Here is a 24669-nt window from a genome sequence, read left to right as displayed (position 1 = left end):
GGCGGCCGCGCGACGCGCACCGCAGGGAGGACGGACATGCTGGACGCTGAAAGCTACGTCACGGAGGACGGCCGCACCATCGGCGGCACCGTGCTGGACCTGCGCAACATCACCCTGCGCTTCGGCGGGGTGGAGGCGATCAAGGACATCTCCTTCGACATCCGCGAGGGCGAGATCCGCGCCATCATCGGACCCAACGGCGCCGGCAAGTCCTCGATGCTGAACGTCATCTCGGGCTTCTACGTGCCCCAGGAGGGCGAGGTCTGGTTCCGGGGTGCGCCGCGCCCGCAGATGAAGCCCTATCAGGTCGCCCAGCAGGGCATCGCCCGCACCTTCCAGAACATCGCGCTCTTCGAGGGCATGTCGGTGCTCGACAACGTCATGACCGGGCGGTTGGGCTACATGTCCCAGAACCTGCTGAGCCAGGCGATCTGGTGGGGCAAGGCCGCGAAGGAAGAGACCGAGAACCGCGCCGTCGTCGAGCGCGTCATCGACTTCCTCGAGATCCAGGCCATCCGGAAGACGCCCGTGGGCCGCCTGCCCTACGGCCTAAAGAAGCGGGTCGAGCTGGCCCGCGCGCTGGCCGCCGAGCCCAAGCTTCTGCTGCTCGACGAGCCGATGGCCGGCATGAATGTCGAGGAGAAGGAGGACATGAGCCGCTTCATCCTCGACGTGAACGACGAGTTCGGCACGACCATCGCGCTCATCGAGCACGACATGGGCGTGGTCATGGACCTGAGCGACCGCGTGGTCGTGATGGATTACGGCCGCAAGATCGGGGACGGCACGCCGGACGAAGTGCGCTCGAACCAGGACGTGATCGATGCCTATCTCGGGGTCGCGCATGATTGAGGGCGCGCCCCTCCTGCGCGGCGCGGGTGTCGCGGGTGCGTTGGCCATCGTTGCCACGGCCGCGACCGCGGAGGATGCGGGCGATGCCCTCTGGGCCTTTTTCGAAGCGCGCTGCCTCGTTCCTTACGAGCATATCCTCTCGCCGGACAAGCGCGATCTCATCCGGGGCGGGGCGGATCTGTTCCGCGACGACACGCACACGCTGATCGTGACGCTGGACACCTGCACCGCCGTCGGACGTGCCGATGACGATCTAGGCACCCGGCTCGCGGGGCGGGAGCGCTACGAGGAGGTCGCGCCGGGCGTCTGGCAGTCCGACCGCTGGCGCGAGCCGCGGATCGAGGTCCTGCGCGACGCGACCGGCTACACCGTGCGGGAGACCGACCTTGAAAGCTGAGACACCGAACGGATGGAGGCCCTGATGTCCAACCAACTTCTCTTCGGCATGGAGGTCGCGCTGAACGGCCTGATGGCGGGCGTGATGTACGCGCTCGTAGCGCTGGGCTTCGTGCTGATCTTCAAGGCGTCGGGCATCTTCAACTACGCGCAGGGGGTCATGGCGCTGTTCGCGGCGATGACGCTTGTGGGCATCCAGAACGGTCAGGTACCCTTCGCGCATCTGATCAACGCGACCTTCGGCACGAACATCCACCATTTCGGCTGGCAGGTGCCGGCGCTTCTGGCGATCCTGCTGACGGTGGTCGTGATGGCGGGCTTCGCATGGCTGGTGAACCGCTACATCTTCCGCCACCTCGTCAACCAGGAGCCGATCATCCTCTTCATGGCGACGATCGGGCTGGCCTATTTCCTCGAGGGCGTGGCCGACCTGATGTGGGGCGCCGAGATCAAGACGCTGGATGTCGGCCTGCCGCAGGGCATCAACGACTGGATCGACACGACGACCTTCGAGATCTTCGGATACGGCTTCTTCATCGACAATCTCGACATCGTGGCGACGATCATCGCCGCCCTTCTGGTCGCAGGACTGGTCGCGTTCAGCCAGTATACCAAGCAGGGCCGCGCCCTCAGGGCCGTGGCCGACGACCATCAGGCGGCGCTGTCGGTGGGCATCTCGCTCAATTTCATCTGGGTGCTGGTCTGGTCGATCGCGGGCTTCGTGGCGCTGGTCGCGGGCATCATGTGGGGCGCCAAATCGGGCGTGCAGTTCTCGCTGAGCCTCATCGCGCTCAAGGCGCTTCCGGTCCTGATGCTGGGCGGGTTCACCTCGATCCCCGGCGCGATCATCGGCGGGCTGATCATCGGCGTGGGCGAGAAGCTCTTCGAATTCCTGATCGGTGCGCCCTATCTCGGCGGCGCGACCGAAAACTGGTTCGCCTACGTGCTGGCGCTGATCTTCCTGGTGTTCCGCCCGCAGGGCCTCTTCGGCGAGAAGATCATTGAGCGGGTCTGACCCCATGCGCCTCACGTGCCATTGCGGCGCGGCCGAGCTGCGGGTGACGCTGGCCGCGGGCCTTTCGGACGCGCGGCGTTGCGACTGCTCGTTCTGCCGGCGGCGGCAGGCGGCGAACGTGACCGTGAAGGACGGAGACCTGGAGGTCGTGAAGGGCGAGACGCTGACGCTCTACCGGTTCGGCACGATGCAGGCGGAACATTACTTCTGCGCGGTCTGCGGCTGCTACACCCATCACCGCCGGTCCTCGGCGACGTCCGAGTTCGGCGTCAACGTGGGCGGGCTGGAGGGCGTGAACCCGCGCGACCTGGAGCCGATGCCGTGGCTCGACGGCGTAAATTACTGGCCGGAGGCGGTGCGATGACTGGCCGCTACCACGAGCTCAGGAACTGCACCGCGCAGAGCACCAGAAGGCCGACGACAACGATTGCGGTCAGGGCGAGAAAGCCGATCTCTGTGAGTGCCAGCGCGACGACGCTTCCGATCAGGAGCGCGACGGCGACGATCACGGCGATCAGCGAGGCGGCGACATCGCCCAGTATCCACGAGAGCGGGCCGCGCCGGGGCCGGTTGCCCGGCTCGGGGAGAGGGTTCAGCACGCGCTCCTTCGCGCGGGCGAATTCCGCCTCGGTCAGCTCGCCCGCATCGCGCAGCGACAGAAGCTTCGTCAGTTCGGTGGCGGGTTGGGACATCGATCGGGCCTCGCATCTCTTCGAGACGGGTCTGACAGAACATCTTGGCGGCAAAATGGCCGCAGGGGGAGTGACACATGCTCTATCGTGAGGCGGGCGACTTCAAGACGACCTACGCCAAGGACAACCAGACCTTCCCGATCAAGTTCGATCGCTGGGGGTACTGGGCGATCCTGCTCGTGGCGGCCGTCATCCTGCCGTTTCTCGTCACCGACTACTGGGCCAACGCCTTCCTCGTGCCCTTCCTGATCTACGCGATCGCGGCGCTCGGGCTGAACATCCTGACGGGATATTGCGGACAGGTGTCGCTGGGCACGGGCGGGTTCATGGCGGTCGGGGCCTACGCGTCCTACAAGCTGATGACGGCCTTTCCGTGGATGGACATGATCACGGTGACGCTGCTTTCGGGGCTGATCACGGCGGCGGTGGGGGCCGCGTTCGGCCTGCCGTCGCTCAGGATCAAGGGCTTCTACCTGGCGGTCGCGACGCTGGCGGCGCAGTTCTTCCTCGTCTGGATGTTCAATCGCGTCGGCTGGTTCTACAACTACTCGGCCTCCGGACAGATCAACGCCCCCGAGCGCACGCTCTTCGGGATCGAGGTCACCGGCCCGAATACCGAGGCCTGGGCGCAGTACCTGTTCTGCCTGCTCTTCGTCGTGGTGCTGGCCTGGGTGGCGCGCAACCTGACGCGCGGCACGGTCGGGCGGCAGTGGATGGCGATCCGGGACATGGACATCGCCGCCGAGATCATCGGGGTGAACCCGCTCCGGGCCAAGCTGACGGCCTTCGCGGTGTCGTCCTTCTTCGTCGGCATCTCGGGGTCGCTGTTCTTCACGGTCTATCTCGGCGCGGTCGAGGTGGGCGAGGTCTACGGCATCCAGAAGTCGTTCCTCGTGCTCTTCATGATTATTATCGGCGGCCTCGGGTCGATCTTCGGCAGTTTCGCGGGCGCCGCGTTCCTCGTGCTGCTGCCCGTGATGCTGAAGCTGGTCGGCGTCGACCTCTTGGGCTGGCCGACGGACATCGTGGCGCATCTCAACCTCGTGGTGGTGGGCGCGCTGATCATCTTCTTCCTCGTGGTCGAGCCGCACGGGCTGGCGCAGCTCTGGCGCCTGACGAAGGAAAAACTGAGATTGTGGCCCTTCCCGCATTGATGCGGGCGGCCACGGGAGGCGGCGGGACCAAACCCGCCCTACGACAATCGGATACCCCAGGGAGGACATACCGATGAAACTTGGAACCCTTACGATCGCGGCCATCTGCGCCGCAGCCCCGGCGATGGCGGACCTCGTGTTCCCGTCGCTGAGCTACCGCACCGGACCCTATGCGGCGGGCGGCATTCCGTTCGCGGACGGCTATGCCGACTACTTCACGCTCCTGAACGAGCGCGACGGCGGCATCGGCGGCATCCCCGCCCGCGTCCTCGAATGCGAGACGGGCTACAACACCGAGAAGGGCGTCGAGTGCTACGAGAGCACCAAGGGCGAAGGCGCGCTGGTCTATCAGCCGCTGTCGACGGGCATCACCTACCAGCTGATCCCCAAGACCGCCGCCGACGGCATCCCGCTTCACACGATGGGCTATGGCCGGACCTCAGCCGCCAATGGCGAAGTCTTCAACAACGTCTTCAACTACCCGGCGAACTACTGGGACGGCGCGTCGATCGCGGTGAACCATCTGCTGGAGGTCAATGACGGCTCGCTCGAGGGCAAGAAGATCGCGCTCGTCTACCACAACTCCGCCTATGGCAAGGAGCCGATCCGCACGCTGGAGGAGCTGGCCGCCAAGCACGGCTTCGAGCTGAGCCTGCTGCCGGTCGATCACCCGGGCCAGGAGCAGAAGTCGCAATGGCTCCAGATCCGTCGCGAGCAGCCCGACTATGTCGTGATGTGGGGCTGGGGCGTGATGAACCAGGTCGCCATCCAGGAGGCCGCCAACATCCGTTTCCCGATGGAGAACTTCATCGGCAACTGGTGGGCCGGGTCCGAGAACGACGTGCTGCCCGTGGGCGAGGCGGCCAACGGCTACAAGTCGCTGGCGATGCACAATGTGGGCGCCGATTTCCCGATTTTCGCCGACCTTCAGGAGCACGTGATCGACGCCGGCATGGCGGCGGGCAACGGCGACCAGGTGGGCACGGTGCTCTATAACCGGGGCCTCTACGCCGCGATGCTGGCCGCCGAGGCCGCCAAGAAAGCGCAGGAGATCCACGGCGAGATGGACATCACGCCCGCGATGATGCGCGACGGCATGGAGGCGCTGGTCGTCGACGAGGCGCTGATGGAAAGCCTCGGGATGCCGAATTTCGGCCCCGCCTTCAGCGTGTCCTGCGAAAACCATGGCGGCTCCGGCCAGGCCAAGGTCCAGCAGTGGGATGCCGCCGCAGGCGAGTGGGAGATCATCACGGACTGGATCGACAGCGACCGCGACGTGATCGACCCGCTGATCGAGGAAGATTCGGCTGCCTATGCCGCCGAGGCCGGCATCACGCCGGGCTGCGCCGAGAGCTGATCGACATCGCCCCCGGCCGCACCACGCGCGGCCGGGGGCCCCTCGCCTTCCCTCTGCCGCCCCGTGCCGGGCGCCAGCGGCGAGACGAGCCACCCCGAGACGACGGAGATCCCCATGCTGGACACGACCCCGGACGCCCAGGCCGCGCAGGGCACCGCCGAAGCCCTGCTTGAGGTCAACAATATCGAGGTGATCTACAACCACGTGATCCTCGTGCTGAAGGGCGTCAGCCTGACGGTGCCGAAGGGCGGCATCACCGCGCTTCTGGGCGGCAACGGCGCGGGCAAGTCGACCACGCTCAAGTCGATCTCGAACCTGCTCCGCTCCGAGCGGGGCGACGTGACCAAGGGCTCGATCGTCTACAAAGGCGACCGCATCCAGGACCTGACGCCCGCCGATCTCGTGGAGCGCGGCGTGGTGCAGGTGATGGAGGGGCGGCATTGCTTCGAGCACCTCACCGTCGAGGAGAACCTGCTGACCGGATCCTATACCCGCAAGGACGGCAGCGCCGCGATCAAGCGCGACCTCGAGATGGTCTATGACTACTTCCCGCGCCTGCGCGAGCGCCGCGGCAGCCAGGCCGGTTACACCTCCGGCGGCGAGCAGCAGATGTGCGCCATCGGACGCGCCATGATGGCCCGCCCCGAGATGATCCTTCTGGACGAGCCGTCGATGGGCCTCGCCCCGCAGCTCGTCGAGGAGATCTTCGGCATCGTGAAATCGCTCAACGAGGACGAGGGCGTGTCCTTCCTTCTGGCCGAGCAGAACACCAACGTCGCGCTCCGCTTCGCGCATTACGGCTACATCCTCGAGTCGGGCCGCATCGTGATGGACGGCCCGGCCGCCGAGCTGCGCGAGAACCCGGATGTTAAGGAATTCTACCTCGGGATGTCGGACGAGGGCCGGAAGTCTTTCCGCGACGTGCGCAGCTATCGGCGCCGCAAGCGGTGGCTGTCTTGAGCCGGGTCAGCACCTGCCTCTGGTTTGCGGACAACAACGGGCACGAGGCCGCGGCGTTCTGGTGCGACCTGCTGCCGGACAGCCGGATCGTGCAGACAATGCCCGGCGAGGGCGACGCGCCACTCGCCGTGGCGTTCGAGCTGATGGGCACGCCCTATCAAGCCCTGAACGGCGGCCCCCGGAATCGCCTCGGCGAAGAGACGTCGATCGTCGTGGCGACCGACGACCAGGCCGAGACCGACCGCCTCTGGGATGCGCTGTCCGACGGGGGGGAAGTGCTGGAATGCGGCTGGTTGATCGACCGGTTCGGGGTGCGGTGGCAGATCGCGCCCGAGGGGCTGTGGGACATGACCTGCGACCCGGACCGCGCGGCGGCCGGGCGAGCCTTCGCCGCCATGATGACCATGACGAAGATCGACATCGGCGCCGTGCGCGCCGCGTTCGAGGATCGCTGATGCGGGCCTTCGTCGGCCTCCCCGTGCCCGAGGCGTGGATCGGACCGCTCTGCCGGGCGCAATCGCGCATTCTCGGCGGGCGGAAGGTCGATGCGGAGGACCTGCACCTGACGCTGGCCTTTCTGGATGACCAGCCCGAGGACCGTCTCGAGGCGCTGCACGAGTTGCTAGAGGCGCGTCCCGCCTCTGCCGTGGCGCTCCGACCCTTGGCCTACGCGGTCTTCGGCGCGGGACGGGCCCGTCTGATGGCACTGGACGTCGCGGCGACGCCGGAGCTGACCGGGCTCCGGGACGCGGTGCGGACGGCCTGCCGCCGCGCGGGCATCGACCTGCCCCGCGAGCGCTTTCGCCCGCATGTGACGCTGGTCCGGTTCCCCGCCTCCGCACCGGGCGACCCGGCCCGTCTGTCGGGCGCGGTCGCGGCGCTGGGCGTGCCGGTGGTGCCGCCCGAATTGGCCGGGGCGGCCTCGCTCTGGTCCTCGACCCTGACGCCCGAGGGGCCGATCTACGAGCCGCTCGCAACCTACCCGCTGGTGGCGGCATGACCGATCGCACGCCCTGCCGAACGCCGACCGGCACCAGCGCCACGAACGTGCCGACCTGGAAGTTCGACGCCTGCCGGACCGCCATCCTCGACATCCTCGCCGACGGCCCGGTCCCGGCCGCCGAAGTCGCGACCCGTGTCGGAGAACGGCTGACGGACGAGCAGCTGGACGCGCTCGGCAAGATCGGATGGCACGTCACAACCGTGCGACTGGAAATGGAGGTGCGCGGTGAAATCGCGCGCCTGCCCGGCCGCCAGCTGCGATTGAAGCGCGCATGACGAGAAACCCATCCCGCCCCGGCCCGTTGACCCTCCGACACAAACGGAGATCCCCATGCTGAAGCCTCTCGCCCTGCGCGCCGCCCGTCTCGTGGAATCCGGTCTCGAGCGGATCGGCGACCGCTCCGACGACGACCCCGTCCTCGACCCCTATCTCGGCTATGCCACGCCCGAGGGGCTGGTGCTGCGCGGTCGCGTCCTGACCCATCTGCGCCGCGCCGAGCCGGATGCCGAGCAGTCGAAATGGATGAACCTGCGCCAGATGGCGAACCTCTTCATCACCGACGAGGTGCAGGGTGTCACGGTCGAGGGCGGCGGGGCCAGCGGTCTGTCGGATGCCGAAGGCTATGTCCGCTTGACCGTCGCCGGCGATTTCGACCCCGGCTGGGCCACCGTGCAATGCGCCATCCCCGGACAGGACCCCGTCGCCTTTCACGCGCGCGTCCCGGCACCCGATGCCGAATACATGCTGATCTCGGATATCGACGACACGATGATCGAGACCGGCGCCCATTCGCTGGCGCGCAACCTCTGGACGACCTTCACCGGCTCGGCGCTGACGCGGCAGGCGCATGACGACGCCATCGCGCTGGTCGAGTCGATGACCGACGGCACGCGGCATCCGATCTTCTACGTCTCTTCGTCGCCCTGGAACCTGCACGACTTCCTCGAGGACCTGTTCCGGCACGAGGGCGTGCCGCGCGGCCCGATGTTCCTGCGCGACCTGGGCATCACCGAAGAAGGCGTCGGCGCAAGCCACGGCACCCACAAGGGGCGCGCCATCGACGCGATCCTGGCGGCCAATCCCGATCTCGACGCCTACCTGATGGGCGATAGCGGACAGAAGGACGCCATCGTCTACCGCGACGCGGTCCGGCGTCATCCCGGGCGCATCCGGGGCGTGGCCCTGCGCGAACCCGCACCCGGCGTGGGCGACGACGATGCCAATGCCATCGCCGAGATCGAGGCGGACGGCGTGCCCTGCTACCACGGCCCGGACTTCACGGGCGCCCGACGACATTGGGGACTGGAATGAGCCATTACGACGACCTCGAGACGCGGAGCGCCGACGCCCGCGCGGCGGACCAACTGGACGCATTGAAGGCGCAACTGGCACAGGTTCACGGGCAGGACGGAACCGGCCTTCCGGTCGAGGAGATCGACGGGCTGGACGATCTGGCCAGGCTCCCGGTCCTGCGAAAGTCGCAGCTGGTGGAATGGCAGGCGGCGCAGCGGCCCTTCGGCGGCCTCCGCGCCTCCAACGTGACGCATATGTTCCAGAGCCCCGGCCCCATCTACGAGCCGGGCAGCGTGGCGCGGTCCGACTGGTGGCGGATGGGCCGGTTCCTCCATGCCGCCGGGATCGGGACCACGGATGTCGTGCAGAACTGCTTCGGCTACCACCTGACCCCTGCGGGCCACATGTTCGAGAGCGGGGCGCGGGCCGTGGGCGCCGTCGTCATCCCCGCGGGCACGGGCCAGACCGACCTGCAGGTGCGGGCGGCGGCCGATCTGGGGGCGACGGCCTATGCCGGGACACCGGATTATCTGAAGGTGATCCTCGACCGCGCGGACGAGACCGGCGAACACCTCGGGATCGTGCGGGCCGCCGTGGGGGGCGGCGCGCTGTTCCCGTCGCTCCGGGCGGAATATGCGGATCGCGGCATCGCGTGCCTGCAATGCTATGCCACCGCCGATCTCGGCAACATCGCCTATGAGAGCGACGCGATGGAGGGCATGATCGTCGACGAGGGCGTCATCGTCGAGATCGTGCGCCCCGGCACCGGCGATCCCGTTCCCGAGGGCGAGGTCGGCGAAGTCGTCGTCACTTCGCTCAACCCCGACTACCCGCTGATCCGCTTCGCCACGGGCGATCTCTCGGCGATGATGGAGGGCATGTCCCCCTGCGGGCGGACAAACGTGCGCATCAAGGGCTGGATGGGCCGCGCCGACCAGACCGCCAAGATCAAGGGCATGTTCGTGCGCCCCGAGCAGGTAGCCGAGTTCGTCGCCCGCCACGACGAGGTGCGGGCCGCACGCGTGGTCGTGACCCGCGAAGGCGAAATGGACGCTATGGAGGTGCAGGTGCAGGCGACCGGCGGCGACGAGGCCGCCTGGGCCGAGAGCGCCGCGCAGGTGCTGAAACTGAAGGGCCGGGTGACGCGGGTGGACGCGTTGCCGAACGACGGGAAGGTCATCGAAGACCGGCGGGAGTATGGGTGAGGGGCTGGTGGGCGTACGAAGCTGACCATTGCCTATCTAGGCGCGAGCGTCCGCTCTTGGCAGGCGGCACCATATAAGTCCTGTGAGAAGCACTAGTATCACAGCAGCGGTAGTAATGGTGGATTTGGCAATTGTCGCTGTACTTGTGGCATAGACCAAGGGGCCCGACACATCTGGCCAGCTCAAGATCATCGCCACGATCCCGAAGTTTTCGATATAGTCGAACAGCGCAATGCCGACCGAGAGGGCAACGCCGAAGTGAATAATTCTTCTATTTGGCATATGTTTCCCGAACCAAATGATCGTACTGCTCAAAGTCAGCGCGAGCAAGGCCGGATAGAGCATGTCCAGAGGTATCTGGCGTGTAAGATAGTATTTGCGCCCAGCTATTCCCAACCCATCAATAAGCGATGCTGCCTCTATGGGACTGTAACCCAAGGGACGCATATCGAACGGCGCCAGCTCAGAGACAATTTCCAGATGCGCGAGGGTGACGCTGACCATTGCCAGATAGACTGAAGCCGCAAGAATTGCGGCGACAATCGCGATCATGCCGATATGCCTCAACAGGTTTCCGTTCGCCATTCTGTATCCTCCTTGGCCTGAGCAACGCATGCCATCGGACGACGCCACCCGCATTATCATTTGATAAGGCCTACCAAGATGGATCTAATAACCTTTCTCTCGCAATCATCTGACCTGTCAGATGTGACTTGCACCGAGGATTTCGCGGCTCGGTGGAAGCGAGCGCGCCTCAATAAGGGAGAGCAAATTTCCCACCAAGGACAATCCGAAACAGATGAATATGTAGTTTTGGCCGGACGCCTGGTGAGCAGCATTTGCGATGAAAAGGGTAAAGAAGTGTGCGTTGGGTTCTACGTCGGTCCCTGCGTTGTTACGCCGAACATCGCGCGAACGCGTAATGGCGTGTCGCTCGTATCCATTGTGGCAACGACCGATGCTTCACTAGCCAGAATCGACAGTAAAAAGCTTTCAGGACTGATGATCACTTCCCAGCCTATCCGAGATTGGGCGAACGCGGTTCTACGCGACTCGTTGAGGGAGAAAGGGGAAAGAGAGTGGTGCCTAGCAGCTCTTGGAGGGGCTGAACGGCTCAACTGGTTTCGCCAAACATTCCCGGGTTATGAGGCCATCTTTACTCATGCGTCCATTGCATCCTTCTTGGGGGTCACACCGGTTACGTTGAGCCGTCTGCGTGCTCGTGAAAGTCGCGGATCGTAAGCGGACATCCATACGCCTTGCAGCATGGGTCACCCTAGGCGCGAACCGGGCGTCCGTTCCTCCCCAAGCCCTTGATCCGAGCCTCGAAGCCGCCGATTCCGTGCCGATCTGTCGTCCCCGACGGTCCCGGACGCCTCAGCCGCGCAGCTCGCCGCCGGTTGCCTTGACCACCTTCTCGACGACCTTTGCCGCGACCGCCTCGATCTCCTTGTCGGTGAGCGTGGCCTCGGTCGGCTGCAACCGCACCGTCACGGCCAGCGATTTGCGGCCCTCGCCGAGGCTGCCGCCCCGGAACTCGTCGAAGACGCGCGCGCCGGTGATAAGCGCCTTGTCCGCCCCGAGGGCGGCGTTGACGACCGCCTGCGCCTCGACCTCGGCATCCAGCACGAAGGCGAAGTCGCGCTCGACCGCCTGCAGGTCCGAAAGCGTCAGCGCCCCTCGCGAGGCGGTGGCCGATTTCGGAAACGGCACTTCGGCCGGCCAGATCGAGAAGCCCACCGCGGGCCCCTTCACGTTCATCGTCCTGAGGATCTTCGGATGGATCTCGCCGAACACCGCCATGACCTTCTTCGGCCCGAGGCAGAGCTTCGCTGACCGCCCCGGATGCCACCAGTCGTCCACGCCACGCATCGTCTGCATCTTCGCGGGCGCGCCGATGGCGGCGAGGATCGCTTCGGCATCGGCACGGATATCGAAGACGTCGACGGGGCGACGCTCGCCGTGGATGCCCTTGGGCGCAGTATGTCCGACGAGGAGACCGGAGACGCAGAACTGCTGCTGGCCCGGCATTCCGCCATCGAAGACATGCCCCGCCTCGAAGAGCGCGAGGTCCGCGACGCCGCGCGCCTGGTTGCGGGCCGCCGCCTGGAGCAGTCCGGGCAGGAGCGCGGGGCGCATGTGCGACATGTCCTGGCTGATCGGGTTCTCGAGCTTCGTCGCATCCGTGCCGCCGCCGAAGAGCTCGGCCGATGCGCGATCGATGAAGCTGTAGGTTACGCATTCGTCGTAGCCGAGCGCCGCGGCGGTCCGCCGCGCGGTCCGCTCGCGCTGTTGAGTGGGGGTCAGCACGGGGCGCAGCACCTGCGCGGGGCGCGCCATGGGCCGCCCTTCCAGCTTCGTCAGCGAAGCGATGCGCGCGACCTCCTCGACGAGATCGGCGCTGCCCTGCACGTCGGGCCGCCAGCTCGGGACATGGGCCTGGTCGCCCTCCAGCCGGAAGCCCAGCGCCGTGAGCGTGGCGCGCTGGGTGTCGGCGGGGATCGACATGCCCACGAGGCTCTCGACCCGGTCGGTGTCGAGCCGGTAGCTGCGCGCGGTGTCCGGCACGGCCCCCGCCACGACCATGTGCGATGCCTCGCCGCCCGCATGCTCCAGGATCATGGCCGTGGCGTGGTCCAACCCCTCGGGCGTGAAGGCCGGATCGACACCGCGTTCGAAGCGGAAGCGGGCATCCGAGTTGATCTTCATCGCCCGACCCGCCAGCGCGATCTGGACGTGGTCCCAGAACGCACTTTCGACCAGCACGTTGGTCGTGGACTCCGTCACGCCCGAAGCCGCCCCGCCCATGATGCCCGCGATGCTTTCGATGCCCGCATCATCCGAGATGACCATCGCCCCCTGCGGCAGCGTGTAGGTCTTTTCGTCCAGCGCCTCGATCGTCTCGCCGCCGGCCGCGCGGTGAACCCGCAGGTCACCCTGGACGATATCGGCATCGAACACATGTAGCGGCCGGTTCAGGTCGTAGGTGAACCAGTTGGTCACATCCACGAGGAAGCTGATCGGCCTGAGCCCGATGGCGCGAAGCCGGTCCTGCAGCCAGTCGGGCGAGGGTCCGTTCGTCACACCCCGGATCATCCGCAGCGCGAAGACGGGGCAGCCGTCGGTCGTGTCGTCGGCGATCGTCACGCCGACGGGGCTGTCGAAGGTACCGGTGACGTCGGGCCGGTCGAGCGGCTTCAGCGTCCCGAGGCCGCGCGCCGCCAGATCGCGGGCGATGCCGCGCACGCCCAGCGCGTCGGGGCGGTTGGGCGTGATGGCGATCTCGATCACGGGGTCCACCTTGGCGGGATCGTGCTCGGCCAGCCAATCAGCGAAGCTCTGGCCGACCTCGCCCGAGGGCAGTTCGATGATGCCGTCATGCTCCTCGCTGAGTTCCAGCTCGCGCTCGGAGGCCATCATCCCGAAGCTCTCGATACCGCGGATCTTGCCCACGCCGATGGTCGTGTCGATGCCGGGCACGTAGACGCCGGGCTTGGCAACGACGACGGTGATGCCGGCACGGGCATTGGGCGCGCCGCAGATGATCTGCTTCGTCCCCTCGTCCGTCTCCACCTGACAGACCCTCAGGCGGTCGGCGTCGGGATGCTTCTCCGCCGAGGTGACGTGCCCGATGGTGAACGGGCGCAGCACCGCACCGCGATCCTCGATGCCCTCGACCTCGAGACCCAGATCGGTGAGCGCGTCGGCGATCTCGGGCACGGTGGCCGAGGTGTCGAGATGGCGCTTGAGCCAGGAGAGCGTGAATTTCATGGAATGCGGGCCTCGGGAATGTGTCGCCGCTCCATAACCGCATCGCCACGCGGTTTGAAGCCCGCCTGCCTGACCCGGAGGGTGGGCCGGCTCTGGTAGGCGCGGCCCGTCCGTATCCGGCCTCAGGCGAGATCGAAGAGGAAGCGCCGCACCTTCACCGGGTGGCCCACCAGCATGTCATCTTCGGGTCCGGCATCCCGGCCGCCCTGTGCGCGGTAGAAGGCGATGGCGCGCGTGTTCGCCTCGAGGACCGTAAGCGTCGAAGCCGCGGCACCTGTCGCGGCCAGCGCCTTGTTGATCGCCGCCAGAAGCTGCGCGCCTGTCCCGCGCCCGCGCGCCGTCGGGTGGACATGGAGGTTGTCGACCAGCGGCGGCGCGACGTCGCGCAGCGCACAGACGAAGCCCAGCACCTCGCCCCCGGCTTCGGCGACCAGCGTTGGCTGATCGGGACCGAAGCCGCGCGGCGCCCATTTAACCGCAAGGTAATCGGGCAGCACGTCGCTGAGGACGCGCGCGGGCAGGACGATGCCGTAGCTGCTCTGCCACGAGGCCAGATGCAGCGCGACGATGGCGTCGCGATCCGCTTCGGTCGCCGCACGGATCAGCACGGGGTCACCGCGTCGCCCCGCGCGATCCGGCCGGGCGTGACGACGGACGCGCACCAGCCGCCGTGATGGCGCACGGCCTGGTAGCCGCCGGGGCCCAGCGTATCCTCCATACGCGAACAGGGCGCGCAGGGGCCGGTGACGTGCAGCACGGCCGTGCCGATCCTCAGATCACGCCCCCGCAGCGTCGCGAGGTTGAGGCCCGAGACCACGAGGTTGCGTCGAAGCGCGCCCGGCCCGGCATCGGTGCGGCTGAGCGCGGCGATGACCGGCAGGTGTTCGGCCTGGATCAGCGTCACGGCGCGCTTGCCGGGCCGCGCGTGGTCGCCCACGGGACCTCCGTCGGCAATGTCGACCGCGTCGACCTCCGCCATGTCTGCACGACGCGCGGGCCGCAGGCCGATCCAGTCGAGCCGCCCCGCATGATGATGCGCATCCATCAGATCGCGAAGCGATCTCATCGGGCGAAGGTCGCGTCGAGGATCCGTGCCAGTCCCTCGGCATCCGCGGCGCCGAAGGCGTCGGGCTGGTCGCTGTCGATGTCGAGCACCGCAATTAGCGCGCCGCTGCGGTCGCGGACGGGCAGCACGATTTCGGACCGGGTCGAGGAGGCGCAGGCGATATGGCCGGGGAAGGCGTCGACATCGGCAACGATCTGAACCTCGCCCGTGCGCGCGCAGGCGCCGCAGACGCCCCGATCGAACGGGATGACGAGGCAGCCATGGCCGCCCTGATAGGGGCCGATCTTCAGCAGGCCGGGTGCGACGACGCGGTAGAACCCCGTCCAGTCGAAGCGGTCGTCGGCATGGTGCAGCTCGCAGGCGAGCGTGGCCATCAGCGCGACGGCGTCGTCCTCGCCTTCGGTCAGGCTGGCGGCGGTTCGGTCGAGATGGGCGTAGTCGATCTGGGGCATGGTCCGGAGGGGGCTTTGCCCCCGCCCTTCGGGCCCCCCGAGGTACTTGGAGCCAGAGGACGAGGACGCGCGTTAACCTTAATGAGTTGTTGTCAGGGGCGTTCGATGGCGATGGCCGTGCCTTCGCCGCCGCCGATGCAGATCGCCGCGATGCCGCGCTTGAGGTCGCGGGCTTCGAGCGCATGGAGCAGCGTGACCATGATGCGCGCGCCCGAGGCCCCGATCGGGTGACCGAGCGCGCAGGCGCCGCCGTTGACATTCACGATCTCGGGCGAGAGGCCCATCTCGTGCATGAAGGCCATGGGCACGACGGCGAAAGCCTCGTTGACCTCCCAGAGATCGACGTCGCCCACCTCCCAGCCCAGCCGATCCATCAGCTTCCGGGCCGCCGGCACCGGCGCGGTGGTGAAGAGACCCGGCTCCTGCGCGTGACTGGCATGGCCGAGAATGCGCGCGCGGACGGGCAGACCCTCGGTCTCGGCGGTGCGGCCGGAGGCGAGGACCAGCGCCGCCGCCCCATCCGAGATGGAGGAGGAATTGGCTGCCGTGACCGTCCCGTCCTTGCGGAAGGCGGGCTTCAGATGGGGGATCTTGTCGGGCCGCGCGCTGCCGGGCTGCTCGTCCTGCGCGACGGTCGCGTCGCCCTTGCGGGACGTGACGGTGAACGGCGCGACCTCGCCTTCGAACCCGCCCGACGCGATGGCCTCCTGCGCACGCGACAGCGATCGGAGCGCGTAGTCGTCCTGCGCGTCGCGCGTGAACTGGTAGGCCTCGGCGCAGTCCTCGGCGAAGGTACCCATGAGGCGGCCCTTGTCATAGGCGTCCTCCAGCCCGTCGAGGAACATGTGATCGACCGCCGCGCCATGGCCCAGCCGCGCGCCGCCCCGCATCCCCGGCAGAAGATACGGCGCGTTCGTCATCGACTCCATGCCGCCCGCGACCATCACGTCCGTCTGGCCCAGCGCGATCTGGTCATGCGCCATCATCGCGGCCTTCATGCCCGAGCCGCACATCTTGTTGAGCGTCGTGGCGGGCACTTCCTTCGGGAGACCGGCAGCGAACCCGGCCTGCCGCGCCGGGGCCTGCCCCTGCCCTGCGGGCAGCACGCAGCCCATCAGCAGCTCGTCCACGCAGTCGCTCGGGACGCTGGCATCGGCGAGGGCCGCAGCGATGGCTGCACCCCCGAGCTCGGATGCGGTCGCTGCCGAAAGCGCGCCCTGGAAGCCGCCCATGGGCGTGCGTTTCGCGCCTGCGATGATGACCTGTTCCATCTGTCCCCGCTTACGGATTGGTAAGGAATGGCGCCTAGCTTGCCACCGGGATGCCCGAGGTTCCAGAGGGCGCAGAACCGGAGACGTGGCATGCAGATCGACAGCCGGACGACCGACGACATCCTCATCCTGACATTGACGCAACCCCGCCTCGACGCGGCCGGTGCCGTGGCCTTCAAGGAGCGGGTGCGCGAATTGTGCAACGGGCATGGGGGCCGCGTCGTGCTCGACATGGCCAAGGTCGATTTCCTCGACAGCAGCGGACTCGGTGCGTTGGTGGCGGTGATGAAGGGGCTCGACGGCCGCACGCTGGAACTGGCGCGCGCGCGCGGCGCGGTCAGCCGGGTGCTGGACCTGACGCGGATGGACCGGGTCTTCGCGATCCATGACGATCTTCCGGACGGGGCGGCGCCGGGACAGGACGCGGCCTGATGGCGCAAGCGATGGCTGCCTCGCCGCCGATCACCACGCGGAGCACGCGCATCGCGGGCACGCCGAATGCCGTAGGCGAGGCGATGACCGCCTTCGCGCGCCTTTTCGAGCTGGGCTGGCTGCCGGAGGCGCGGCGCGCGGATGTCGAACTCGTGGTGGCCGAGGTACTCAACAACATCGTCGAGCACGCGCTCGCCGGGCGCGAGGACGCCTGGATCGAACTGGCCGTCACGGCCGAGGGCGGACGTGTTTTCGTCATGACAGCAGATGACGGCTGCCCGCTGCCTTCGCCGCTTCTCGCGATCGCGGAGCTCCCCGCGCAGGATCCGCAAACGGGCGACCTGCCCGAGGGCGGATTCGGCTGGTTCATCATCCATGCGCTGACCGAGGACATGACCTATGAGCGGGCGGACGGGCTGAACCGTCTGCACTTCTCCTTCGTAATCTGAAGCAGGGTCGCATCCCCGCCGCGCCGGCAGTCGCAGTCCGGCCGGGTGCGATGGATGGGGCGCCAGCGGGATCGTCACACCCGCTGCCTTTCGCGGCAGGTACGTGCCGAGTTGGCAATGCCCGCCCCACGACCTAGCCTCTGATGCGAATTCGATCCCCGAGAGGTGCGCATGCGTGATTTCCACCGGCCTGGCCGTTCCCCCGTCCTGGCGCGCAACGGCATGTGCGCGACCTCCCACCCGCTGGCAGCGAAGGTCGCGATCGACGTGCTGGAACGGGGCGGCAACGCGGTCGATGCGGCGATCGCGGGCGCGGTCCTGCTGGGATTGTGCGAGCCGCAGATGACCGGGATCGGGGGCGACTGCTTCGTCCTCCTGAAGCCTGCAGGCTCGGAAGAGGTCCGCGCGTTAAACGGATCGGGCCGCGCCCCGGCGGGTGCCACTGCCCAGACGCTGCGGGCGCAAGGCCACAAGACCGTTCCCGCCAATTCGCCATGGGCCGTGACGGTGCCCGGCGCCGTCGACGCGTTCTGCACCCTCTCGGAGCAGGAGGGCAAACTGGGGATCGAGGACACGCTCGCCCCCGTGATCCCCTATTTCGAGGAGGGCGTGCCGGTCGCGCCCCGCGTCGCCTTCGACTGGGCCAAGGACGCGGGCACCCTTCAGGGCCACGCGCGCAAGGCATATCTGGGCGACGACATCCCTGCTCCGGGCGCCACCTTCGCTTCGCCGCGGCAGACCGCCGCCCTTCGCCGGATCGCCGCCGAGGGGCGGGAAGGGTTCTACGCGGGCGAGGTCGCCGAGGACATGGTCGCGGCGCTGACCCAGGCTGGCGGACCCCACACCCTGGACGATTTCGCGGCGACGGCCTGCGACTGGGCCGACCCCGTGTCGGGTCTCTACAAGGGCACCGAACTGGTTGAACATCCGCCCAACGGCCAGGGCGCGACGGCGATCCTGATGGCGAATATCCTCGCGCAGTTCGACATCGCGGCGATGGACCCGTTCGGGGCGCGCCGCACCCATATCGAGGCCGAGGCCGCGAAACTGGCCTATGACGCGCGCAACCGCTTCCTTGCCGATGCCGATCACATGACCCGGCTCGAGCACATGCTGGACCCGACGACGGGGGCCGCGCTGGCCGGGCTGATCAATCCCAAGCGCGCCACGCCGCGCCTGACCGAGACGGCCGAGGCGGTCCACAAGGACACGATCTACATCACCGTGGTCGATCGCGACCGCATGGCCGTCTCGCTGATCTACTCGATCTTCCACGGCTTCGGATCGGGGATCGCATCGGAGAAATTCGACATCCTGTTCCAGAACCGGGGTGCAGGCTTCACGCTGGACCGCTGGCATCCCAACGAGATGGCGCCCGGCAAGCGGCCGATGCACACGATCATCCCCGCGATGCTGCGCGAGGGCGGGCGCGTGACCATGCCGTTCGGCGTCATGGGCGGGCAGTATCAGCCGAACGGGCATATGCGCGTCCTGTCGAACATGCTCGATTTCGGAATGGATGCGCAAAGCGCGATCGATGCGCCGCGGGCCTTCGCCGACGGTGGTGTCCTGAAGCTGGAGCGGGGCTACGACGACGGGGTCGCGGCCGAACTGGCGGCGATGGGGCACCGGATCGAGGTGCCGGACACGCCGATCGGGGGCGCGCAGGCCATCCGGATCGACGCCAACGGGTATCTGGAAGGCGCGTCCGATCCGCGAAAGGACGGCTGCGCGCTGGGGTATTGACCGGCGCGCGGGCGCCCTAGATGCGCTCGATCGCCAATGCGATGCCCTGACCGCCGCCGATGCACATGGTGATCAGCGCGCGGCGCCCGCCGGTGCGCTCCAGCTCGTGCAGCGCCTTGACGGTGATGATCGCACCCGTCGCGCCGACCGGGTGACCCAGCGCGATGGCCCCGCCATTGGGGTTCACGCGGGCCGGGTCGAGCCCCAGCTCGGCGGTCACGGCGAGGGCCTGCGAGGCGAAGGCCTCGTTCGATTCGATGACGTCGAAATCACCGACCGAGAGGCCCGTGCGTTCAAGGAGCGCGCGGACCGCCGGGACGGGTCCGATCCCCATCACCTCGGGCCGCACGCCCGCATGGCCGTAGCCGAGGATGCGCGCGCGCGGCGTCAGGCCCGCCGCGTCCGCCGCGTCGGCGCGCGCCAGCACGAGCGCCGCCGCGCCGTCGTTGATGCCCGAGGCATTGCCGGCCGTGACCGTGCCGTCCTTCTGGAAGACAGAACGAAGGCCGCCCAAGGTCTCCATCGTCGAGGCCTTCGGGTGCTCGTCGACCTCGAACGCGACCTCCTCGCGCCGGCGCCGCACCATGACCGGCACGATCTGATCGGCGAAACGCCCCTCGGCGATGGCGGTGGCCGCCCGCTCCTGACTTTGCAGGGCGAAGGCGTCCTGATCGGCGCGGCTCACGCCATGTTCGGCGGCGACGTTCTCGGCGGTGACACCCATATGGCCCGTGCCGAATGGACAGTTCAGCGCGCCCAGCATCATGTCACGCCCGGCAACGTCGCCCATCTTTGCGCCCCAACGGGCGTCGGGCAGGATGAAGGGCGACCGGCTCATGTTCTCGGCGCCGCCGACCAGCGCGAAATCGGCGTCGCCCAGCGCCAGCGCCTGCGTCCCCGACACGATCGCCTGCACGCCCGACCCGCAGAGGCGATTGACGTTCATCGCGGGCACCGTCTCGGGCACGTCGGCCTGCATGGCGGCGACCCGGCTGAGATACATGTCGCGCGGTTCGGTGTTGATGACATGGCCGAAGACGCTCGCCCCGATCTGCGCGCCCTCGATGCCGGCATCCGCGATGGCGGCCCGTGCGGCCAGGGTGGCCAACTCGATCGGTGGAATGGCGGCGAGGCTGCCGCCGAAGGTTCCGATGGCGGTGCGGCGGGCGGACAGAATGACGACGTCGGACATGGGACCTCCGGGAGAACAGGATGAGAGCAGTCTGACCGGCGCGGGTCGCGGTGAAAAGCGGGACGTCGCGGCGAGATCAGCCGTCGCGCGACGCCAGAAGGTCGAGCGCCCGCAGAAGCGGCGCCGCATCGGACCCGAGTTCCGCCACGAGACGACGCTGATAGGCGGTCGCGATGGGTGCCAGTTCGGCGACCATGGCGCGCCCGCTCTCCGTCAGGGTGAGGTCGACCAGCCGTTTGTCGCCCGCGTTCACACGCTTGGCGACATGGCCCGCCGCCTCGAGCCGGGCGGCGGCGCGGGAGACGCGGGACTTTTCCATGTCGGCCCGGTCCGCGATCTCTCGGACCGACACGGTGCCCGACCCCGCGAGATGCGCGATCACGCGCCATTCCGCGCGCGTCAGACCGAACCGGTCGCGGTAGTCGCGGGCGAAGTCGCGGCTGACGCGCCCGGCGGCCACGGCCAGCCGATAGGGCAGGAAATCGTCAAGGCGGAAGTCGTCCATCCCGCTTCAGTGCCGCGCGGAGGCGGGCCGTGTCCAGCCCGCCCGAGCGCGTCAGGCGTCGAAGCGCAGCGGCGCGACCGTGCGGAACATGCCCGTCGCGCGCAGCTTTTCCAGCACGGCGGCGGGCGGCTGCTCGTCGAGATAGAGCAGCGCGATCGCCTCGCGCCCGCGATCCGAACGGCCGAGCGTGAAGTTCGCGATGTTGACGCCGTTGTCGCCCATCGTCTGGCCCAGCGTGCCGATGATGCCCGGCACGTCCTCGTTCGTGGTGTAGAGCATGTGGGCCCCGATCTCGGCGTCGATATTGATGCCCTTGATCTGGATGAAGCGCGGCTTGCCGTCGGTGAAGACGGTGCCCGCAATGGACCGTTCGCGGGTCTTGGTGCGGACGATCAGCTTGATGTAGCCGTCGAAGACGCCCGACTTGTCCTGCCGCGTGGTCGACAGGTCCACGCCACGCTCGCGCGCCAGAACGGGGGCCGACACCATGTTCACATCCGGGTTCGTGGCCTTCATCACGCCCGCGATGGCCGAGCAGTTCAGCGCCTCGAGGTTCATGTCGGCGACCGTGCCGTTGTAGAGGACTTCGATCGCCTCGATCGGCTCGTCGGTCATCTGGCCCACGAAGGCGCCCAGATGGTCGGCCAGCTTGATCCAGGGGCCCATGACCTTGGCCTCCTCGGCGGTGACCGACGGCATGTTGAGCGCGTTCGAGACCGCGCCCGTCAGGAGGTAGTCGGCCATCTGTTCGGCCACCTGCAGGGCCACGTTCTCCTGCGCCTCGGTGGTGGCGGCACCCAGATGGGGCGTCACGACCACGTTGGGCAGGTTGAAGAGCGGGCTGTCGGTCGCGGGCTCGGTCTCGAACACATCGAAGCCTGCGCCGGCGACATGGCCGGTCTTAAGCAGCTCGGCCAATGCCGCCTCGTCCACGAGACCGCCGCGCGCGCAATTGATGATCCGCACGCCCGGCTTCGTCCGGGCCAGCGCCTCGGCCGAGAGGATGTTGCGCGTCTGGTCGGTCAGGGGCACGTGCAGGGTGATGACGTCGGCGCGGGACAGAAGCTCGTCCAGCTCGACCTTCTGGACGCGCAGGTCGGTCGCGCGTTCCTCCGACAGGAAGGGATCGTACGCCACGACTTTCATCCCGAGGCCCACCGCCTTCTGGCAGACGATGCCACCGATATTGCCCGCGCCGATCACGCCCAGCGTCTTGCCGGTCAGCTCGACCCCCATGAAGCGCGACTTCTCCCACTTGCCCGCATGGGTCGAAGCGCTGGCCTCCGGGATCTGGCGGGCGACGGCGAACATCATGGCGATCGCATGCTCGGCAGTGGTGATCATGTTGCCGTAGGGCGTGTTCATCACGATCACGCCGCGCTTCGACGCTGCGGCCTTGTCGACATTGTCGGTGCCGATGCCGGCACGGCCGACGACCTTGAGGTTGGGCGCGGCCTCGAGCAGCTTCTCGGTGACCTTGGTGGCCGACCGGAAGGCGAGGCCGTCATACTCGCCGATCACGGACAGGAGCTTGTCCTTGTCCTTGCCGAGGCTGGGGTCGAAGGTGACGTCGATGCCGCGATCGCGGAAGATCTGGACTGCGGTTTCGGAGAGCTTGTCGCTCACGAGGACTTTGGGGGCCATGTCGGGCTCCTTCTTCAGGGTTCGGGCGGGCCGTTGGCCCGGAGATGGGATCAGGCGGCGGTCTCGGCGTGATACGTCCAGTCGATCCAGGGCAGCAGCGCCTCGATGTCCGAGGTCTCGACCGTCGAGCCGCACCAGATGCGCAGGCCTTCGGGTGCATCGCGATAGCTGCCGATATCGAGAGCCACGCCCTCCGCCTCGAGCCGCTTGGCGATGCGCTTGGACGTGCCCTCGGGCGCGTCGATGGTCAGGCAGACGCTGGTGGTCGAGCGCGTCGCCGGGTCCGACGCGAGGTTCGCGATCCAGTCCCGCGTCTCGCAGAAGTCCCAGATGGCCGTCGCGTTGGCCGTGGCGCGGTCGATCAGGCCCGACAGGCCCTCGCCCTCGGCCCAGTCGAGCGCGGCGAGGTAATCCTCGACGCAGAGCATCGATGGCGTGTTGATCGTCGCACCCGAGAAGATCCCCTCGATCAGCTTGCCGCCTTTCGTCAGGCGGAAGATCTTCGGCAGCGGCCAGGCGGGGGTGTAGCTTTCCAGCCGTTCGACGGCACGGGGGCTCAGGATGATGACGCCGTGCGCGCCCTCGCCGCCCAGCACCTTCTGCCAGCTGAACGTCGTCACATCGAGCTTGTCCCAGGGCAGGTCCATCGCGAAGGCCGCACTGGTGGCGTCACACAGCGTCAGCCCCGCGCGGTCGGCGGAGATCCAGTCGCCGTCGGGCACGCGCACGCCGCTCGTGGTGCCGTTCCAGGTGAAGCAGACGTCGGTGTTCCAGTCGACCGCGCCCAGATCGGGAAGCGCGCCGTAGGGCGCCTCCATCACGGTCGCGTCGAGGTTCAGTTGCTTGACGGCATCGGTGACCCAGCCCGTGCCGAAGCTCTCCCAGGCCATCATGGTCACGGGACGTTGGCCGAGCATCGTCCACATTGCCATCTCGTAGGCGCCGGTATCCGAGGCGGGCACGATGCCGACGCGGTAGTCGTCGGGCAGGCCCAGAAGCGTGTGGGTCCGGTCGATCGCGGCCTTGAGCTTGGCCTTGCCGACGCTCGCGCGGTGCGAGCGGCCGAGGGGCGCATCATCGAGTGCGGAGAGGGTCCAGCCGGGGTGCTTGGCGCAGGGGCCGGAGGAGAAACGCGGATTGGCCGGCCGCGTGGCCGGGGTGTTCGTCGCAGTCATGTCTATCCTTGCAGATATGTGCCCTTCGTTGGGGAAGGGTGTCCCGCCGCCGTCGCTATCGGGGGCCGAGGGGTCGCGCAAGGCGCATAATGGCGCTAGTCGGCGGGAAACCGGGGCTGCGCGCCCTGCTCCCGTCGCCTATCGGAAACGCCCATGCACACCATCGTTCTCACCGCCGCCGCCCCCGTGATCGAGATCCCGCTGGTCGAGGCGTTGCGCAATGGCTGGGGCGGAGGCGACGCACGCTGGCTGGACCGGGACCGCGCCGCCGAATTCGACCTCGACCGCCTGCCCGACACCCTTGAAGCAACGCGCGCCGAGATGGACGGCATGGGCATCGACCTCAACATCGTACCCCGCGAGGGGCGGCAGAAGCGTCTGCTTCTGGCCGACATGGACTCGACGATGATCCGGCAGGAATGCATCGACGAGCTGGCGGACGAGGCGGGCGTCGGGGCACGCGTGGCGGCCATCACGGCCCGCGCGATGAACGGCGAGATCGACTTCGAAGGCGCGTTGCGCGAGAGGGTCGGCTTGCTGGAGGGGTTGGACGAAGGGGTGATCGAGGCCGTCCTGCGCGACCGGATCGACCTGATGCCGGGCGGGCCGGTCCTCTTGGCGACGATGAAGGCCCATGGTGCGAAGGCCGCGCTGGTCTCGGGAGGATTCACCGCCTTCACGCAGGCCATCGCCGCGCGGCTGGGCTTCGATTGGAACCGGGCGAATACCCTCCTGACCGAAGGCGGCCGCCTGACCGGGCGCGTCGCCGATCCGATCCTCGGGCGCGCGGCCAAGGTTCAGGCGCTCGAAGAGCTGACCGCCGAGATGGGTGTAACCGCGGCCGACGTGATCGCGGTCGGCGACGGGGCCAACGACCTCGGGATGCTGACGCGGGCGGGGATGGGCGTGGCACTTCACGCCAAGCCCGCCGTGCAAGCCGAGGCCGGGCTTCGCGTCAATCACGGCGACCTGACGACGCTGCTCTATCTTCAGGGTTACCACTGGGAGGCCTTCGCGGCAGCCTGATCGCCGCGCCGCG

Annotated in this window: 28 protein-coding genes; 17 read left to right on the top strand and 11 right to left on the bottom strand. The window is 67.9% G+C overall.

What is annotated here, in order from left to right; all coding sequences use genetic code 11:
- The first annotated feature begins 36 nt into the window (after window positions 1-36).
- The 4 genes from Q0833_RS00955 to Q0833_RS00940 are packed head-to-tail and all read left to right on the top strand — an operon-like array spanning window position 37 to window position 2627.
- The gene (locus Q0833_RS00955) at window positions 37-852 is read left to right on the top strand and encodes an ABC transporter ATP-binding protein (protein WP_298429272.1); all 816 of its coding nucleotides are present in this window, start codon (window positions 37-39) and stop codon (window positions 850-852) included.
- The gene (locus tag Q0833_RS00950) at window positions 845-1249 is read left to right on the top strand and encodes a hypothetical protein (RefSeq protein ID WP_298429269.1); all 405 of its coding nucleotides are present in this window, start codon (window positions 845-847) and stop codon (window positions 1247-1249) included. Before Q0833_RS00955 ends, Q0833_RS00950 begins: the two co-directional genes overlap by 8 nt.
- A gap of 24 nt (window positions 1250-1273) precedes the next feature.
- A complete protein-coding gene (locus Q0833_RS00945) occupies window positions 1274-2263 on the top strand; it encodes a branched-chain amino acid ABC transporter permease (protein ID WP_298429266.1) in 990 nt (329 codons plus the stop codon).
- Window positions 2264-2267: 4 nt separating this feature from the next.
- Window positions 2268-2627 (top strand): GFA family protein, encoded by a 360-nt coding sequence (locus Q0833_RS00940; RefSeq protein WP_298429263.1) that lies wholly within the window; start codon window positions 2268-2270, stop codon window positions 2625-2627.
- A 7-nt stretch (window positions 2628-2634) separates the two neighbouring features.
- Here the strand turns inward: Q0833_RS00940 and Q0833_RS00935 are convergent, their stop codons facing one another.
- Window positions 2635-2955 (bottom strand): SHOCT domain-containing protein, encoded by a 321-nt coding sequence (locus Q0833_RS00935; protein WP_298429260.1) that lies wholly within the window; start codon window positions 2953-2955, stop codon window positions 2635-2637.
- Window positions 2956-3032: 77 nt separating this feature from the next.
- On the opposite strand from Q0833_RS00935, the gene Q0833_RS00930 reads away from it, so the two are divergent.
- The 8 genes from Q0833_RS00930 to Q0833_RS00895 all read left to right on the top strand — a co-directional run bounded on the left by Q0833_RS00930 (window position 3033) and on the right by Q0833_RS00895 (window position 9927).
- Window positions 3033-4109, top strand: a complete 1077-nt coding sequence (locus tag Q0833_RS00930) for a branched-chain amino acid ABC transporter permease (protein ID WP_298429257.1) — start codon at window positions 3033-3035, stop codon at window positions 4107-4109.
- Between the two features lie 67 nt (window positions 4110-4176).
- The gene (locus Q0833_RS00925; RefSeq protein WP_298434898.1) at window positions 4177-5466 is read left to right on the top strand and encodes an ABC transporter substrate-binding protein; all 1290 of its coding nucleotides are present in this window, start codon (window positions 4177-4179) and stop codon (window positions 5464-5466) included.
- A gap of 114 nt (window positions 5467-5580) precedes the next feature.
- A complete protein-coding gene (locus Q0833_RS00920; RefSeq protein ID WP_298429254.1) occupies window positions 5581-6426 on the top strand; it encodes an ABC transporter ATP-binding protein in 846 nt (281 codons plus the stop codon).
- Entirely contained in the window at window positions 6423-6881 is a 459-nt protein-coding gene (locus tag Q0833_RS00915; protein ID WP_298429251.1) for a VOC family protein, read from the top strand. The genes Q0833_RS00920 and Q0833_RS00915 overlap by 4 nt, the downstream gene beginning before the upstream one ends.
- A complete protein-coding gene (gene thpR, locus Q0833_RS00910) occupies window positions 6881-7426 on the top strand; it encodes an RNA 2',3'-cyclic phosphodiesterase (RefSeq protein ID WP_298429248.1) in 546 nt (181 codons plus the stop codon). Before Q0833_RS00915 ends, thpR begins: the two co-directional genes overlap by 1 nt.
- Window positions 7423-7704: a hypothetical protein gene (locus Q0833_RS00905; protein ID WP_298429245.1), complete on the top strand. Its 282-nt coding sequence runs from the start codon at window positions 7423-7425 to the stop codon at window positions 7702-7704. Before thpR ends, Q0833_RS00905 begins: the two co-directional genes overlap by 4 nt.
- Before the next feature lie 55 nt (window positions 7705-7759).
- Entirely contained in the window at window positions 7760-8740 is a 981-nt protein-coding gene (locus tag Q0833_RS00900; RefSeq protein ID WP_298429242.1) for a phosphatase domain-containing protein, read from the top strand.
- Entirely contained in the window at window positions 8737-9927 is a 1191-nt protein-coding gene (locus tag Q0833_RS00895) for a phenylacetate--CoA ligase family protein (RefSeq protein ID WP_298429239.1), read from the top strand. Before Q0833_RS00900 ends, Q0833_RS00895 begins: the two co-directional genes overlap by 4 nt.
- Before the next feature lie 36 nt (window positions 9928-9963).
- On the opposite strand, the gene Q0833_RS00890 is transcribed toward Q0833_RS00895, so the two are convergent.
- Window positions 9964-10512, bottom strand: coding sequence for a hypothetical protein (locus Q0833_RS00890; protein ID WP_298429236.1), 549 nt, complete (start codon window positions 10510-10512; stop codon window positions 9964-9966).
- Window positions 10513-10590: 78 nt separating this feature from the next.
- On the opposite strand from Q0833_RS00890, the gene Q0833_RS17865 reads away from it, so the two are divergent.
- On the top strand, window positions 10591-11169 hold the full coding sequence (locus tag Q0833_RS17865) for a Crp/Fnr family transcriptional regulator (RefSeq protein ID WP_367274930.1): 579 nt from the start codon (window positions 10591-10593) through the stop codon (window positions 11167-11169).
- A gap of 135 nt (window positions 11170-11304) precedes the next feature.
- On the opposite strand, the gene pheT is transcribed toward Q0833_RS17865, so the two are convergent.
- The 5 genes from pheT to Q0833_RS00865 all read right to left on the bottom strand — a co-directional run bounded on the left by pheT (window position 11305) and on the right by Q0833_RS00865 (window position 16487).
- Window positions 11305-13698 (bottom strand): phenylalanine--tRNA ligase subunit beta, encoded by a 2394-nt coding sequence (pheT, locus tag Q0833_RS00885; RefSeq protein ID WP_298429233.1) that lies wholly within the window; start codon window positions 13696-13698, stop codon window positions 11305-11307.
- A gap of 122 nt (window positions 13699-13820) precedes the next feature.
- On the bottom strand, window positions 13821-14306 hold the full coding sequence (locus Q0833_RS00880; RefSeq protein ID WP_298429229.1) for a GNAT family N-acetyltransferase: 486 nt from the start codon (window positions 14304-14306) through the stop codon (window positions 13821-13823).
- Window positions 14300-14764: an MOSC domain-containing protein gene (locus Q0833_RS00875; RefSeq protein ID WP_298429226.1), complete on the bottom strand. Its 465-nt coding sequence runs from the start codon at window positions 14762-14764 to the stop codon at window positions 14300-14302. Before Q0833_RS00875 ends, Q0833_RS00880 begins: the two co-directional genes overlap by 7 nt.
- Window positions 14761-15216 (bottom strand): GAF domain-containing protein, encoded by a 456-nt coding sequence (locus Q0833_RS00870; RefSeq protein WP_298429223.1) that lies wholly within the window; start codon window positions 15214-15216, stop codon window positions 14761-14763. The genes Q0833_RS00875 and Q0833_RS00870 overlap by 4 nt, the downstream gene beginning before the upstream one ends.
- Window positions 15217-15308: 92 nt before the next feature.
- A complete protein-coding gene (locus Q0833_RS00865) occupies window positions 15309-16487 on the bottom strand; it encodes an acetyl-CoA C-acyltransferase (RefSeq protein ID WP_298429220.1) in 1179 nt (392 codons plus the stop codon).
- A gap of 90 nt (window positions 16488-16577) precedes the next feature.
- Here Q0833_RS00865 and Q0833_RS00860 point away from each other — a divergent pair, with 90 nt between their 5' ends.
- The 3 genes from Q0833_RS00860 to Q0833_RS00850 all read left to right on the top strand — a co-directional run bounded on the left by Q0833_RS00860 (window position 16578) and on the right by Q0833_RS00850 (window position 19114).
- Window positions 16578-16919: an STAS domain-containing protein gene (locus Q0833_RS00860; protein ID WP_298429217.1), complete on the top strand. Its 342-nt coding sequence runs from the start codon at window positions 16578-16580 to the stop codon at window positions 16917-16919.
- Window positions 16919-17368, top strand: coding sequence for an ATP-binding protein (locus Q0833_RS00855; RefSeq protein ID WP_298429214.1), 450 nt, complete (start codon window positions 16919-16921; stop codon window positions 17366-17368). Before Q0833_RS00860 ends, Q0833_RS00855 begins: the two co-directional genes overlap by 1 nt.
- 171 nt (window positions 17369-17539) lie before the next feature.
- Entirely contained in the window at window positions 17540-19114 is a 1575-nt protein-coding gene (locus Q0833_RS00850) for a gamma-glutamyltransferase family protein (RefSeq protein ID WP_298429211.1), read from the top strand.
- Window positions 19115-19130: 16 nt separating this feature from the next.
- Here Q0833_RS00850 and bktB read toward each other — a convergent pair whose 3' ends face one another.
- From bktB to Q0833_RS00830, 4 genes are all read right to left on the bottom strand, one after another.
- A complete protein-coding gene (gene bktB / locus Q0833_RS00845; protein ID WP_298429208.1) occupies window positions 19131-20306 on the bottom strand; it encodes a beta-ketothiolase BktB in 1176 nt (391 codons plus the stop codon).
- Between the two features lie 76 nt (window positions 20307-20382).
- Window positions 20383-20811: a MarR family transcriptional regulator gene (locus Q0833_RS00840; RefSeq protein WP_298429206.1), complete on the bottom strand. Its 429-nt coding sequence runs from the start codon at window positions 20809-20811 to the stop codon at window positions 20383-20385.
- 51 nt (window positions 20812-20862) lie between these two features.
- Window positions 20863-22455: a phosphoglycerate dehydrogenase gene (gene serA / locus Q0833_RS00835; RefSeq protein ID WP_298429203.1), complete on the bottom strand. Its 1593-nt coding sequence runs from the start codon at window positions 22453-22455 to the stop codon at window positions 20863-20865.
- A gap of 50 nt (window positions 22456-22505) precedes the next feature.
- Entirely contained in the window at window positions 22506-23630 is a 1125-nt protein-coding gene (locus Q0833_RS00830) for a phosphoserine transaminase (RefSeq protein WP_298429200.1), read from the bottom strand.
- Window positions 23631-23783: 153 nt separating this feature from the next.
- Here Q0833_RS00830 and serB point away from each other — a divergent pair, with 153 nt between their 5' ends.
- Complete coding sequence (gene serB, locus Q0833_RS00825; RefSeq protein WP_298429197.1) at window positions 23784-24656, top strand: phosphoserine phosphatase SerB; 873 nt, start codon at window positions 23784-23786, stop codon at window positions 24654-24656.
- Window positions 24657-24669: the final 13 nt, after the last annotated feature.

Origin of the sequence: uncultured Jannaschia sp. (assembly GCF_947503795.1) — a bacterium.
Classification (GTDB): Bacteria; Pseudomonadota; Alphaproteobacteria; order Rhodobacterales; family Rhodobacteraceae; genus Jannaschia.
The sequence above is the reverse complement of the archived record's forward strand: the minus strand, read 5'-3'. Positions and strand labels throughout refer to the sequence as shown.

What these genes read in the sequence shown, in the direction of transcription:
- Q0833_RS00955 (WP_298429272.1), top strand. Translation starts at nt 37, where the DNA reads ATGCTGGACGCTGAAAGCTACGTCACGGAGGACGGCCGCACCATCGGC.
- Q0833_RS00950 (WP_298429269.1), top strand. Translation starts at nt 845, where the DNA reads ATGATTGAGGGCGCGCCCCTCCTGCGCGGCGCGGGTGTCGCGGGTGCG.
- Q0833_RS00945 (WP_298429266.1), top strand. Translation starts at nt 1,274, where the DNA reads ATGTCCAACCAACTTCTCTTCGGCATGGAGGTCGCGCTGAACGGCCTG.
- Q0833_RS00940 (WP_298429263.1), top strand. Translation starts at nt 2,268, where the DNA reads ATGCGCCTCACGTGCCATTGCGGCGCGGCCGAGCTGCGGGTGACGCTG.
- Q0833_RS00935 (WP_298429260.1), bottom strand. Translation starts at nt 2,955, where the DNA reads ATGTCCCAACCCGCCACCGAACTGACGAAGCTTCTGTCGCTGCGCGAT.
- Q0833_RS00930 (WP_298429257.1), top strand. Translation starts at nt 3,033, where the DNA reads ATGCTCTATCGTGAGGCGGGCGACTTCAAGACGACCTACGCCAAGGAC.
- Q0833_RS00920 (WP_298429254.1), top strand. Translation starts at nt 5,581, where the DNA reads ATGCTGGACACGACCCCGGACGCCCAGGCCGCGCAGGGCACCGCCGAA.
- thpR (WP_298429248.1), top strand. Translation starts at nt 6,881, where the DNA reads ATGCGGGCCTTCGTCGGCCTCCCCGTGCCCGAGGCGTGGATCGGACCG.
- Q0833_RS00905 (WP_298429245.1), top strand. Translation starts at nt 7,423, where the DNA reads ATGACCGATCGCACGCCCTGCCGAACGCCGACCGGCACCAGCGCCACG.
- Q0833_RS00900 (WP_298429242.1), top strand. Translation starts at nt 7,760, where the DNA reads ATGCTGAAGCCTCTCGCCCTGCGCGCCGCCCGTCTCGTGGAATCCGGT.
- Q0833_RS00895 (WP_298429239.1), top strand. Translation starts at nt 8,737, where the DNA reads ATGAGCCATTACGACGACCTCGAGACGCGGAGCGCCGACGCCCGCGCG.
- Q0833_RS00890 (WP_298429236.1), bottom strand. Translation starts at nt 10,512, where the DNA reads ATGGCGAACGGAAACCTGTTGAGGCATATCGGCATGATCGCGATTGTC.
- Q0833_RS17865 (WP_367274930.1), top strand. Translation starts at nt 10,591, where the DNA reads ATGGATCTAATAACCTTTCTCTCGCAATCATCTGACCTGTCAGATGTG.
- pheT (WP_298429233.1), bottom strand. Translation starts at nt 13,698, where the DNA reads ATGAAATTCACGCTCTCCTGGCTCAAGCGCCATCTCGACACCTCGGCC.
- Q0833_RS00875 (WP_298429226.1), bottom strand. Translation starts at nt 14,764, where the DNA reads ATGAGATCGCTTCGCGATCTGATGGATGCGCATCATCATGCGGGGCGG.
- Q0833_RS00870 (WP_298429223.1), bottom strand. Translation starts at nt 15,216, where the DNA reads ATGCCCCAGATCGACTACGCCCATCTCGACCGAACCGCCGCCAGCCTG.
- Q0833_RS00865 (WP_298429220.1), bottom strand. Translation starts at nt 16,487, where the DNA reads ATGGAACAGGTCATCATCGCAGGCGCGAAACGCACGCCCATGGGCGGC.
- Q0833_RS00860 (WP_298429217.1), top strand. Translation starts at nt 16,578, where the DNA reads ATGCAGATCGACAGCCGGACGACCGACGACATCCTCATCCTGACATTG.
- Q0833_RS00855 (WP_298429214.1), top strand. Translation starts at nt 16,919, where the DNA reads ATGGCGCAAGCGATGGCTGCCTCGCCGCCGATCACCACGCGGAGCACG.
- Q0833_RS00850 (WP_298429211.1), top strand. Translation starts at nt 17,540, where the DNA reads ATGCGTGATTTCCACCGGCCTGGCCGTTCCCCCGTCCTGGCGCGCAAC.
- bktB (WP_298429208.1), bottom strand. Translation starts at nt 20,306, where the DNA reads ATGTCCGACGTCGTCATTCTGTCCGCCCGCCGCACCGCCATCGGAACC.
- Q0833_RS00840 (WP_298429206.1), bottom strand. Translation starts at nt 20,811, where the DNA reads ATGGACGACTTCCGCCTTGACGATTTCCTGCCCTATCGGCTGGCCGTG.
- serA (WP_298429203.1), bottom strand. Translation starts at nt 22,455, where the DNA reads ATGGCCCCCAAAGTCCTCGTGAGCGACAAGCTCTCCGAAACCGCAGTC.
- Q0833_RS00830 (WP_298429200.1), bottom strand. Translation starts at nt 23,630, where the DNA reads ATGACTGCGACGAACACCCCGGCCACGCGGCCGGCCAATCCGCGTTTC.
- serB (WP_298429197.1), top strand. Translation starts at nt 23,784, where the DNA reads ATGCACACCATCGTTCTCACCGCCGCCGCCCCCGTGATCGAGATCCCG.